The following is an 11,205-nucleotide window of genomic DNA, read 5'->3' as shown; positions in this document are numbered from 1 at the left end:
GTCGAAAATGCCGCGTCCGGCAGGGCGTCGTCGCGCGCAGTTCCGCACGACGCGAACAGCCCAGTGGGCTGTTCGCCAAAGCAGGACTGTCTGAGCACGACGATGCTCCGCCGGACGCTATCCGATTGAGTTGAAAAAGCCAGCCTACTCCACGGAGAACACGATCGGGTAGAGCGGCTGCTCGCCGCGGTGCGCGTCGACTTCCAGTTCGTCGAAGCGCGACTCGATGCGCTCCACCAAAGCATCCAGCTGCTCGTCCGAGAAGTCCTCACCCGCAAGCAGCGTCAACGTGTCGGCATCTTCGGCCTCCATGGTATCGAGCAGCGACATCACGACATCCTCCACGCTCGAGCCGACAGCCTCGATCGAACCGTCGGCGATACCGATGACGTCGCCGTTGTGGATGGGGTTGTCGTGCGCGTCTTTGGAGTCTTTGATCGCCGTAGTGACCTCGCCGGTCTTCGTGTCGGCGAACGCGCTCGTCATGTTCTCGACGTTCTCCTCGAGCGACGCGGTCTCGTCAGCGCTGAACAGCGCCGAGAACGCCTGAGGCACGCTCTTCGTGGGAACGACGGCGCAGGGAACCTCGGACAACCCCGCCGCGCTTTGGGCCGCCATGATGATGTTGGAGTTGTTCGGCAAGATGATGACGGCGTCGGCATTCACGCGCTCAACGGCGTCGAGCAAATCCTTCGTCGAGGGGTTCATGGTCTGCCCGCCCGAAACCACGACGTCGACGCCCAGGCTCTCGAGGATCTTCGCCATGCCCGAGCCGGCGGCGACCGCCACAAATCCGAGCGGCTTGTGCTCAGAGCGCTCCTCTGCTGCAAGCTTCTCGTTGCGCTCGACGCTTTGAAGCTTCATGTTGTGGATGAAGACTTCCGAAATCTGGCCGCGCTCCAAGAAATAATGGAGCACCTTGTCGGGCGTGTTGGAGTGAACATGCACTTTGAACTTGGGCTTCTCGCCAACGCACAGCTCGCAGTCGCCCATCGTAGACAAAAAGTCGAGCGCCTCGTCCTTGTCGAGCACGTCGGAATCGACGAGGAACTCGTTGCAGTAGGTGTACTTGGAGCCCTCCCAGTCGTTAATCTGCTCGATCGCGACCTTCGGAGCAGCACCTGCACGGGCAAGCGCGAGCTCGTCGCCAAGGGGGCCGGACTTGCCGAGCAGCGCCGCGGTGAACGCGTCAGCCAGGATGGCCAGGCCGAAGCCGCCGGCATCGACCACGCCGTTCTCTTTGAGCACTGGGAGCAGGTCGGGCGTGCGCTTCACCGAGGCGTAGCCTTCCTCGACGATGGCCTCGAGCGCCTCGTCGACGGAGAGCTTTTTCTTGCGCGCGTGCTTGGCAGCGGCGGCCATGTCCTTCACCACCGTGAGGATCGTGCCCTCGACCGGCTTGCGTACCGCCTGGAAAGCGACCTCGACCGCGCGGGAGAACGCTGCATCGATCGCCGCGGTGGAAACCTCCTCGGCCTCCGCGCAGCCCTCGCACAAACCACGGAGAATCTGCGAGGTGATGACGCCGGAGTTCCCGCGCGCGCCCATGAGAGCGCCCGTGGTGATGGCGCGACGAACCTCGGCTACGCCCGCGTTTGCGGGAAGCTTCGCAATGTTGTCGACGACCGACTTCAGCGTGAGCGACATGTTCGTGCCGGTATCGCCATCGGGAACGGGGAACACGTTCAGGCGATTTATCTCTTCCTTGCGCTCGCTGAGCTGGGCAGATGCCGAAGCAATGGCGGCAAGGACGTCTGATCCGGTATAGGTTTGTGACATAGTGGAACGATCTCCTTAACAAGCAGGCCCGCACGCCGATGCGGCGCGCACCCGCAGAAACGATGCTATTTGCGGACCTTCACGCCTTGCACGTGGACCTCGACGCCGTCGAGCGGGACGCGCGCATACTCCTTGAGCGCGAACGTGACCTGGTCGACGAGGTTCTGGGAAACGGCGCTGATGTTCGTGCCGTACTCGATGACGACGTAAAGCTCGACGTGGACCCCGGCCTCGGTGCTCGAAACGACCACGCCGCGGCGCAGGCGCGAGGCGGGCAGGATCTTCGCGATGCCGTCGACGGCATTCGGAGCCGCCATGCCGACGACGCCGTAGCATTCGAGAGCCGCGTTGCCGACCATGTCGGCCAGAACGTCGTTGGCAACATGCAGGTTGCCAGGAATCGTTGTGCTCATGATGCTCCTTTCGCAACACGCGCGAAGCCTAATCGCCCGCGCGTAATCATCCAAAACAGCAGTATAGCGCAAGGAAAAGCGCCCACGATAGCTGCCAGAACCCAGCGGCCGCTATTACACACGAAAAGTCCTTGAAACGAGCTGTCTGTTTGTGATATAGTAGTTAGGCTTTTTTGTCATCAACGGTTTTTAACCGGCACGTACACGGAGTTGAGAATTATGTCGAAGATTTGCGAAGTTTGCGGCAAGGCACCGTCTTTCGGTCGTAGCGTGAGCCACTCCCATCGAGTGACCAACCGCATGTTCCGTCCTAACATCCAGAAGGTCACCATCCGCGACGAGAAGGGCCGCGTCCGCAAGGCGAACGTCTGCACCAGCTGCATGAAGGCCGGCAAGGTCGAGCGCGCGTAAAAGCGCACTTCAATCGCTCAGGGGGGTTTTGCCCCTGTCGCGATTGACCGCACTGCCCTTTGGCACCAAACCCAAAAAAGCCCGCATCCGCGGGCTTTTTTGGGTTTGGGAGATAGTACAAGAACACGAAGCCCCCTCTTTCCACACACAAAGAAAGAGGGGGCTTAAAAACGCTTCTACGACGGTAGCACAATCAGCAGGCGCTTGCAGTTGGGACACTCACCAAGCGGCGCATGCGCTTTCAGGTCGATCAGGTGGCCTTGCTCGATCGGGGCGCGACAGGCGCCGCAGGCATCGTCGCGAAGAAGGGCAACTGCCACTCCTCCGCAATGCTTTGCCGCACGGTCGTAGCGGGCCTTGAGATCGGCAGGTAGATTCGCCGCAATCTGATCGTGCGACGAGGTAAGGTCGGCCTCTTGCTTTTTCAGCTCGCCACCCTGCGATTGGAACTCGGCTGTTGCAGCCGACTCCGTTTCCCGAAGCTGGGCAAGTGCCGTGGAAATCTGCTTCTCAACTGCAGAAATCTTATCCAACTCAGCATCGACGGCAGCGAGGTCCTCCTCAAGCGTGGCGCGGCGCTTCGCGTAGCCGTCCATCTCGCGCGTATGCGCCTCGACATCGCGGTAGCCGGACGCCGAATCGACCGCCTTCTGCGCCTCCTCCTGCTTTGCGGCCAGCTTGCCGTCCTCCTCGGAGATGCCGGCAAACTTCTCCTCTGCCTTCGCGCGAAGCTTCCCCACCGTTTCCTGCTTCTCCTCGATGGTCTTGATCTTCTTGCGCGCAGCGACAATCGTCTTTCGCTGCGGAAGATCGGCGATGGCCTTCTGGACGCGAAGAAGCTCCATGTCGTTGTGCTGTAACTCGATGAGCGTGGAAATGTCTTCGTCTTTGACCTGCATGCGTTGTTACCTCGCGCTTCCCTTGTGTTCCTTCGTTTTACGTCCGCTATTCTACAACCTGGTCGATTCCGGATGAGACCAATTGCCGCTCTGGTCGATCACCTCGATGCAATCTACGGAAACGCCCGCTGCCGCCACCGCATCTGCCAGAACGCCGGTAAAGGGCAGCTCGGTCGTGTCGTGGCCCATGTCGATGATGGCGAGCCCCGCCGCAGACGCGTCGAGCGCCGCGTGGTATTTCACCTCGCCGCAGATGAGGCAGTCGGCATGCTCGCGCAGGCACGCGGCGACGATGCTGCCGCACGAGCCCGTATAGGTGGCAACGCTCTTAATCTCGCGGTCGAAATCACCCCACACGCGCGGGACCTGCGCAAACACCGAGGTACAGCGCGCGGCGAGCTTTTCGAGCGTCATCGGCGCGTCGCCTTTGCGCACCGAGCACAGCTGGCCGTATCCGCGATCGGGCCCCGAGGGGCACGGCACGAGGACGCGTCCGGACCAGTCGAGCGAAAGCATGTTGGGAAGCATGCGCGCCGCAAGCGGACTTGCATCAAGACCGGTGTGGAACGACATCACCGCAACGCCCGATTCGATGGCGGCCCACACCACCGCGCCCGGAGACACCGCCGAAGAGGGGCCGGGCTTGAACTCGCTTGGCGGATCGAGAAAGGCGGGATGGTGCGTCACAAGCACGTTCGCGCCGCGCGATGCTGCCTCGTGAATCGCCGCAACCGTGGGGTCGAGCGCTACCGCCACGCACGTGACCTGGCGCGACGGATCGCCCACCGTAAGGCCCGCCCGATCCCAGTCTTCAACGTCTTCTTTCGGGAAAGCTCTGAACAGCGCCGCTTCCAGGGCGCCTACGCTTAAGGTCCTCTCCTTCTTGGACAGGGGCCCGGATGCGCGTTTGCTCAGTCCCGTTTCAGGTTTTGCAGAAGCCATGTTCACATCCTCCTTATGCGTTCGAATGAGGTTTCATGCCCTCTATTGTATCGGCAGCTCCCGCCGCTCGCCATGCGCCAGGGGAATCGTCACGCAATCATAACCTGCGCGGGCCATGAGCTCGTACGCCTCGCGGATACTGAAGGCGACGTCAACCGGCTTGTGCGCGTCGGTGCCCACCGTGCAGGGCACACCCGCGCGCTGGAATGCGGAAAGCAGCTTAAACGTCGGGTACATCTCGGCGCAGCGCTTCACCGCACCCGCCGTGTTCACCTCCACCATGCGTCCGCCCGCGCGCGCCGCCTCAGCCATGCGCGCATACAGGAGCTCCAAGGGGTAGGTTGGGAAGTGCCTGAGCTTTTTCGGCAGATCAGGATGGGAAAGGACATCGAAACGGTCGGGCGAGGCCGCCATTGCGCACCATTCGTCCACGTATTGGCGCCAGATGCGGTCGGGCGCACCCGGTTCAAGCCACGGGCCCTCGATGTCCTCGTTGTCGATGCCCCAAGTGCCAAGGAAGTGCACCGACCCCAGCACCACGTCGAAGCGCGAGGTGTCGCGCTCGGCAGGTGTGCGGTCCTCCGCCGCGCCGAGCCAGTCCATCTCGCATCCCGAAAGGATGGTCATGTGCGGATGCTCTGCGCGGGCGCGGTCGATGTCGGCGAGATAGCCCGCGACGGACTCGCGGGGCATGGCCTCGTCCCCGCGCGGGTCGAACGCGCCCGAAAGCGGGAAGTGCTCCGTTACGGCGAGCACCTCGATCCCTGCCGCGTCGGCTGCGGCGACAAGCTCGGCCACCGTACCCTCGCCGTGACCGCAGAGTGCCGTGTGGGAATGCGTGTTCACAAGCGGCATCGCAGGCACGCTAGCCCCGATTCCAGTTGAGGGCCTCGTCGAAAGCGATGAGGAACCTGTCGATATCTTCGGCGGTGGTGTAGCGTCCCATCGAAATGCGCAGCGCACCGTAGGCGTCGTCGCCCTCCACGCCGATGGAGCGCAGCACGTGGCTCGGCTCGAGCGAATGAGACGAGCAGGCCGACCCGCCCGACACGCCGAAGCCCTTCATGTCGAGGCGCAGGATAAGCGTCTCGCTTTCAAGGTCGCTCACGATCACGTGCACGATGTTCGGCAGGAAGTCCACCGAACCACGCGGGACGTCGAGCGTCGGGCGCACGCCCGGCACCTGGGAAAGCTTCTCGTAGAGCTCATCGCGCAACGCGCGCAGGCGGGCGGATTCCACAGGCTCCATCGCGCAGACCGCGCGGCAGGCGGCGGCAAAACCAGCGGCGCCCATGACGTTCTGCGTGCCGGAGCGCCGGCCCGCCTCCTGCCCGCCACCGAGCTGAAACGCCGAAAGCGGCGTGCGCGCCTTTACGTACAGCGCGCCGATACCCTTCGGGCCACCCACCTTGTGCGCGGAGAACGATGCGGCATCGACATCCCATTCGCGCACGTCAAGAGGCATCTTCCCCAAAGCTTGGGTCGCGTCGACGTGGAAGAGCGCGCCGTGGGCGTGCGCGATGGCGGCAAGCTCGCGCACCGGCTCGACGCTGCCGAGCTCGGAGTTCGCTGCCTGAATGGACACGAGCACCGTGTCCGCATCGATCGCTTCCTCAAGCGCGCCTGCGGTGATGAAGCCGCGGGAGTCGGGGCGCAGGCGCGTCACGCGAAAGCCCTGCTGCTCGAGCCGCTTTGCAGGCATGAGCACCGCCTCGTGCTCGATGTCCGACACGATAACGTGCGGCGTGAACGAGCCCGAGGCCACACGGCGCGCTTCGGCAGCGGCGGGGGCAACCCCCAAAAGCACCGTGTCGTCGGACTCGGTAGAGCCCGACGTGAAGATGACTTCGCTCGGGCGGGATGCGCCGATGTCGCGAGCGATCGACTTGCGCGCGGCTTCAAGCGCCTCGAAAGCGGCACGGCCGGGCGAATGGAGCGAGTTCGCGTTCATGTTGAGAGCGAGGTTGTCGCGCCCGCAGGTGAGATAGGGCTTCATAGCCTCGAGCGCCTCTTCGCACAAAGGCGCCGTCGCGGCATAGTCGAGATACACGTAATCGGGACTCACGGTGGCAGGCATTGCCTACATCTCCTCTTCGGCGAGGGCTTCCTCGGCCCGCGCATCCTCGATGGCCGCCACGCGCGCGGCATCGCCTTTCTCCTTCACAGCGGCAAGCGCGGCCGCAGGGTCTTGCGCCCCGAACACGGCGCTGCCGCACACGAGCACGTCGGCGCCAGCCGCAGTGAGGCGCTCGACCGTTGCCTCGGACACGCCGCCGTCGACCTCGATCAGGAGCGCATCGTTGCCGACCGCGCGCGCCATCTCGGCGACGGCCGCAACCTTCTCCTCGCTACCCTCAATGTAGCTCTGCCCGGAAAAGCCCGGCTCGACGCTCATCACGAGCACCATATCGAGGCGCGCGATGACCTCCTCGAGCACCTCGGGGGGCGTGTGGGGTTTGAGCGCCACGGCGGCCTTCGCACCCGCGTCGTGGATCATATCGACCGCACGGCGCAGTTCGTCGCCGTAGAGCACCTCGGCGTGCACGCACGCAATGTCGGCGCCCGCTTCGAGAAACCACGGCAGCTCGTCGAGCGGGTTGTCGATCATAAGATGCACGTCGAGCGGGATGTTCGCCAGCTTCGCGAGCTGCTTCACCACGGGAACGCCCATGGTGAGGTTGGGAACGAAATGCCCGTCCATCACGTCGACGTGGACATAGCCCGCGCCCGCCTGCTCGATCATGCGGATATCTCGGCCGAGGTTCATGAAGTCAGCCGAAAGAATTGAGGGCGCTATGGCCACCGGTTGAAACATGGGCGTGCTCCTTGTCTGCCTATTACGCCGCCTACCTGCGACGTTCTCTCGTCACGCAGCCATTCTAGCGCACTGGGCGCACGCGGCGGGCTCATCGAGCAATGACATGTGAAATCCCCACGTAGCAACGCGCGAAGGCACCTCACCCGCCTATAATGGATACATTGACAGGAAGAAGGCCCCATGACGCATAGCATGCTCTCGCACTATTCCTACCCCACCCCCCACGGCTCGATCACCATCTGCACGAGCGAGCGGGGCGTGCGCGCGGTCGCGTTCGGCGAGGTGCAGCTTGCTGGCACCCGGCGTCCGACGGAGCTTTCGAACCGCTGCGCCACCGAGCTTCTGGAATACTTTGCTGGGAAGCGCACCGCCTTCGACGTCCCGCTCGACCCCGAGGGGACCGAGTTCCAGAAAAGCGTGTGGGAAACGCTTTCCCGCGTGCCCTTCGCCACCTCGGTCACCAGCGGAGATATCGCGCGCGATCTGGGGAAACCGAAGTCATACCGCGCTGTTGGGGCCGCGGTGAGGGAAAACCCACTCGCCGTGATCGTCCCCGACCATCGGGTCGTGCGCGCCAACGGACGGCCCATCGCCGCCGACGCGCGCGGGCGCATCCGCGAGGGGCTTTTGCATATGGAGCGGGAACGCGCGGGAGCTTAACGCAGCGACGCTCGAGCTGACGAGCAACGCATCGTTCGACCCGCGCACGATTTCGCAAAGCCAGGCGAGTACAGCCCCGATAAGCCGCGTCGCTTGCGACCGCAACAAACCGAACCACGCGTAAGGCCGAGAAAACCGAACGCGTACGCGACCCCGCAAAGCCAGGCGAAGACCTCCCTGGGACCGGACAATAATAATGAAGAGGCAAGAACACTTTGAACGTATATTTGAGCGACATCCTCACCGCATGCATCCTGTTTCCGGTAGTCGCCTTCCTTATCACCGTCCCCTACATGATTTACCAATACCGTCGCCGAGGGTCGGTGCCGAAACTCCATACCGCGATCGTCTACTCGTTCGTGTTCTACCTGACGTGCGCATACTTCCTCGTGCTGCTGCCGCTTCCCGCAGACCGCACGGCGTATGTCGCCTACGCGGCGACGCCGCAGCTTGTTCCCTTCAACTTCGTCCATGAGTTTCTCGCCGAAACCACCTTTTCGCCAAGCGACCCCGCAACATGGCTGCGGGTTTTGCGCGACCCGTACATCTACGAGGCGTTCTTCAATGTCTTGCTGCTATTGCCGTTAGGAGCCTACCTTCGCTACTATTTCAGACGCAGATGGTGGCAAGCGCTCATCATCGGTTTTTTGGTGACGCTGTCATTCGAGACGACCCAGCTCACAGGATTGTGGGGCATCTACGAGCACCCGTATCGCTTGTTCGATGTGGACGACCTAATCCAAAACACCTTAGGCGCCATGGTGGGATTCTGGCTGGCGGGTCCTGCGATGCGCACGCTACCCGACTTGCGCACGGCGAACCTGCGTGCGGCCGAGGCGGGGCTTTCTGCCAGCGTCACGAGACGCGCCCTCTCCTTCGCGCTCGATTCCGCGCTGACGGCCGCGCTTGCGGTGGGATCAATCTACCTGGTGTATCGATCAGGCCTGGTTGCAGCCCCGATTGGCGCAAAGGCAACGGCAGCGCAGGCCCTCGAGGCGACCACCGCGCAGATAAGCGACGCGCTCTTGCCGGCACGCCTGTGCATACTTATCGCCCTCGTCATCGTGTTCTTCATCGTGCCCGTGGTGACGAGGGGTCGCACTCCCGCCCAAGCGCTCTTGCACCTGCGCATCGTGCGCACGGGGGCGCGACGCGCATCGTGGTATCACTACCTGGCGCGATACGGCCTGCTGTTCGTCTTCATCTGGATTCCTTGGGGGCTGTTCACCCTGCTCACCGAAGTGGGAGGCAGCTCGATCGGATCCGAGGCGGGCACGTTGGCAACCTTCGCCTCGCAGAACACCGAGGCCTGCATCGCGGTGCTCGCCGTGTTCACCGTGGCTTGGGTCGTCTCGCTGATCGTTCGCGGCGTGCGGGCAGCGTCGGGCCGCGCGCCGTTCGTGATGCTGAACGGCATGCTGAGCCGCACTCGCATCATGACGGAGAGCGGCCTTGCGGCCGAGCGCGCGAGACTGAGCGCACTTTCCGTCGATGACGTGCGAAAACTCGAGCAACTTATCGCCGAAGGCGGCATATCGCTCGCAAGCCTCATGCGCTGTGCGGGCGAAGCGGTCGCAGACGAGGTGCGCACCTGGGCGGGAGGTCCTGTGCGCGTATGCGTGCTGACGGGCTCAGGCAACAACGGAGGCGACGGCTGGGTTTGCGCAGAAAGCCTCGCAAGAAGCGGGTACCCCGTTACGCTGATCACCCCGAAAACGGCAGAGGAGCTGACAGCCGAGCCTGCGCGAACCGAGGCCCGCTCTTCCCTGAAGCGCACGCTCGAAGGCGAGTTTCCCCTGACCGTCGCTGTTGCACCGGAAGCCGACGATGCTGCGCGAGCGCTCGATGAGGCAGAGGTCGTCGTCGACGCGATTCTGGGGACCGGCTTTACGGGAAGCAGCCTGCGCGAGCCATACGCAACATGGATTTCCCTTGCCAACCTGCGAAGGTTCAAAGGGCCCCGCGGAAAGGGACGCGGAGCCCATCGAGCCCGCACGGGAAAACCGAGCAAGCGGGCGAGCGGCACCACCCTGCGCGATCGTAGGAAGGACGCCCCCTTCGCCGTAGCGGTCGATGTGCCAAGCGGCTATTCCGCGCAAGCGGCGACTTGGGCCGACCCCTGTTTCTGCGCCGACGTCACCGTTACCATGCTCGCGATGAAGCCAGGCCTCATCGCGAGCGGCGCCGAACGCTTCTGCGGGCAGGTAAAACTCGCAGAACTCGTGGACACGGCTCCCTATCGGGAAAAACTCGGGTAAAGAGGCACAGCGGCCGCTTACAGTTCCACGCGCTCGAACATCTCTTTGCCAACACCGCAAATGGGGCACTCGAAATCGTCAGGGAGCTCATCGACGTACTCGATGTAGCCGCAAATCGTGCAGCGCCAGCCCACCTTCGGGGCCGCAGCACTCTCGCCTTCGCCGCCTTCCCCAGCAGACGTCGAGGCGGGCACCGGCTGTTCGTCACCCAGGTAGCTCGAAGCTTTGGGCGGCGTTTTCCCACCTTTGACCTGGTGATAGAACGAGTAGGTCATGGGCGACGCCGCGCCTTCGACCTTCTGGCTTTCCTCCACCTCACCGATGAAGAGCACGTGCGTGCCCAGATCGAGCTCGCCCGTGACCTTCGCGGAAAACCACGCGCAGCACGCCTCGGCAACGTACGGCATACCCGACGCATCGCGGGAACTCGCATGCTGGGCGAACTTGTCGAGCTCAGTCGAAGAATGGAAGCCAAACGTGCCGATAAGCTCCATCGAGGCATCCTCCGACAAGCACGACGCCGTGAAGCGACCCGCGGCGCGCAATGCCGCCGTCGTGGCATTTTCCTTGTTCAAGGCGACACTCACCTGCAACGGCGAGGACGTGACCTGAGCGAAGGTGTTCGCGACGCAGCCGAAATCGCTGCCCTCAAAACGGGTTCCGATGACGTACATTCCGTAGCTTAAGCTGTGGAAAGCGGACTTATCAATCACTGGTTCCTCCCTCTCTTTTGAAAATATCGATTCCTTAATGATACTCATTCTCACTAAAGAAGACAAGGACGGCGTTAAGATAGACCAATTTGCAGCCTCTTTCTCCACGAGAGCCCCTTGTCTGCAATGCGCGGGCAGAAAACAGGGGGGTAACTGCCAGAAATCGGCAGTTTTCATCATCTGGCAGACAATTCGCCGCCCAATCCAGCCCACCTCATGATATCTTCCCGTAACGCAGAACCAAAAGACCAGGTCAAATTAGTACGAGCGCCTGAGATGTTCCCCCCATCACCCACCCCCCCCCTTCCAGAT

The 11,205-nt window shown here is 62.9% G+C and carries 11 protein-coding genes; 3 read left to right on the top strand and 8 right to left on the bottom strand.

Annotated elements, in window-relative coordinates:
* Positions 1–144 precede the first annotated feature (144 nt).
* A complete protein-coding gene (locus F8C90_RS04210; RefSeq protein ID WP_158049206.1) occupies positions 145–1,779 on the bottom strand; it encodes a DAK2 domain-containing protein in 1,635 nt (544 codons plus the stop codon).
* A 65-nt stretch (positions 1,780–1,844) separates the two neighbouring features.
* Positions 1,845–2,192: an Asp23/Gls24 family envelope stress response protein gene (locus tag F8C90_RS04205; RefSeq protein WP_158049205.1), complete on the bottom strand. Its 348-nt coding sequence runs from the start codon at positions 2,190–2,192 to the stop codon at positions 1,845–1,847.
* Between the two features lie 219 nt (positions 2,193–2,411).
* On the opposite strand from F8C90_RS04205, the gene rpmB reads away from it, so the two are divergent.
* Complete coding sequence (gene rpmB, locus F8C90_RS04200; protein ID WP_158049204.1) at positions 2,412–2,603, top strand: 50S ribosomal protein L28; 192 nt, start codon at positions 2,412–2,414, stop codon at positions 2,601–2,603.
* 176 nt (positions 2,604–2,779) lie between these two features.
* Here rpmB and F8C90_RS04195 read toward each other — a convergent pair whose 3' ends face one another.
* From F8C90_RS04195 to rpe, 5 genes are read right to left on the bottom strand one after another with little or no spacing between them, the layout of a single operon-like run.
* On the bottom strand, positions 2,780–3,502 hold the full coding sequence (locus F8C90_RS04195) for a zinc ribbon domain-containing protein (RefSeq protein ID WP_158049203.1): 723 nt from the start codon (positions 3,500–3,502) through the stop codon (positions 2,780–2,782).
* Positions 3,503–3,553: 51 nt separating this feature from the next.
* Positions 3,554–4,444: a Nif3-like dinuclear metal center hexameric protein gene (locus F8C90_RS04190; RefSeq protein WP_158049202.1), complete on the bottom strand. Its 891-nt coding sequence runs from the start codon at positions 4,442–4,444 to the stop codon at positions 3,554–3,556.
* Positions 4,445–4,486: 42 nt separating this feature from the next.
* Positions 4,487–5,299 carry a histidinol-phosphatase gene (locus F8C90_RS04185; RefSeq protein ID WP_158049279.1) on the bottom strand — a complete coding sequence of 271 codons (813 nt, stop codon included), beginning with the start codon at positions 5,297–5,299 and terminating at the stop codon, positions 4,487–4,489.
* A gap of 10 nt (positions 5,300–5,309) precedes the next feature.
* On the bottom strand, positions 5,310–6,521 hold the full coding sequence (locus tag F8C90_RS04180; RefSeq protein WP_158049201.1) for a cysteine desulfurase family protein: 1,212 nt from the start codon (positions 6,519–6,521) through the stop codon (positions 5,310–5,312).
* 3 nt (positions 6,522–6,524) lie between these two features.
* Complete coding sequence (gene rpe, locus F8C90_RS04175; protein ID WP_158049200.1) at positions 6,525–7,259, bottom strand: ribulose-phosphate 3-epimerase; 735 nt, start codon at positions 7,257–7,259, stop codon at positions 6,525–6,527.
* 183 nt (positions 7,260–7,442) lie between these two features.
* Between rpe and F8C90_RS04170 the strand changes: the two genes are divergently transcribed.
* Complete coding sequence (locus F8C90_RS04170; RefSeq protein WP_158049199.1) at positions 7,443–7,922, top strand: methylated-DNA--[protein]-cysteine S-methyltransferase; 480 nt, start codon at positions 7,443–7,445, stop codon at positions 7,920–7,922.
* Between the two features lie 215 nt (positions 7,923–8,137).
* Positions 8,138–10,180, top strand: a complete 2,043-nt coding sequence (locus F8C90_RS04165; protein WP_158049198.1) for a VanZ family protein — start codon at positions 8,138–8,140, stop codon at positions 10,178–10,180.
* A gap of 17 nt (positions 10,181–10,197) precedes the next feature.
* Here the strand turns inward: F8C90_RS04165 and F8C90_RS04160 are convergent, their stop codons facing one another.
* Positions 10,198–10,893, bottom strand: a complete 696-nt coding sequence (locus F8C90_RS04160) for a flavin reductase (RefSeq protein ID WP_158049197.1) — start codon at positions 10,891–10,893, stop codon at positions 10,198–10,200.
* Positions 10,894–11,205: the final 312 nt, after the last annotated feature.

The sequence above is a fragment of the Ellagibacter isourolithinifaciens genome (assembly GCF_008831035.1).
Lineage (GTDB): Bacteria > Actinomycetota > Coriobacteriia > Coriobacteriales > Eggerthellaceae > Ellagibacter > Ellagibacter isourolithinifaciens.
This window is presented reverse-complemented; position numbering and strand designations above follow the sequence as displayed.

Bases quoted from the DNA above. Each gene is read 5' to 3' on its own strand.
- F8C90_RS04210 (WP_158049206.1), bottom strand. From the start codon at position 1,779: ATGTCACAAACCTATACCGGATCAGACGTCCTTGCCGCCATTGCTTCG.
- F8C90_RS04205 (WP_158049205.1), bottom strand. From the start codon at position 2,192: ATGAGCACAACGATTCCTGGCAACCTGCATGTTGCCAACGACGTTCTG.
- rpe (WP_158049200.1), bottom strand. From the start codon at position 7,259: ATGTTTCAACCGGTGGCCATAGCGCCCTCAATTCTTTCGGCTGACTTC.
- F8C90_RS04185 (WP_158049279.1), bottom strand. From the start codon at position 5,299: ATGCCGCTTGTGAACACGCATTCCCACACGGCACTCTGCGGTCACGGC.
- F8C90_RS04170 (WP_158049199.1), top strand. From the start codon at position 7,443: ATGACGCATAGCATGCTCTCGCACTATTCCTACCCCACCCCCCACGGC.
- F8C90_RS04190 (WP_158049202.1), bottom strand. From the start codon at position 4,444: ATGGCTTCTGCAAAACCTGAAACGGGACTGAGCAAACGCGCATCCGGG.
- F8C90_RS04180 (WP_158049201.1), bottom strand. From the start codon at position 6,521: ATGCCTGCCACCGTGAGTCCCGATTACGTGTATCTCGACTATGCCGCG.
- rpmB (WP_158049204.1), top strand. From the start codon at position 2,412: ATGTCGAAGATTTGCGAAGTTTGCGGCAAGGCACCGTCTTTCGGTCGT.
- F8C90_RS04195 (WP_158049203.1), bottom strand. From the start codon at position 3,502: ATGCAGGTCAAAGACGAAGACATTTCCACGCTCATCGAGTTACAGCAC.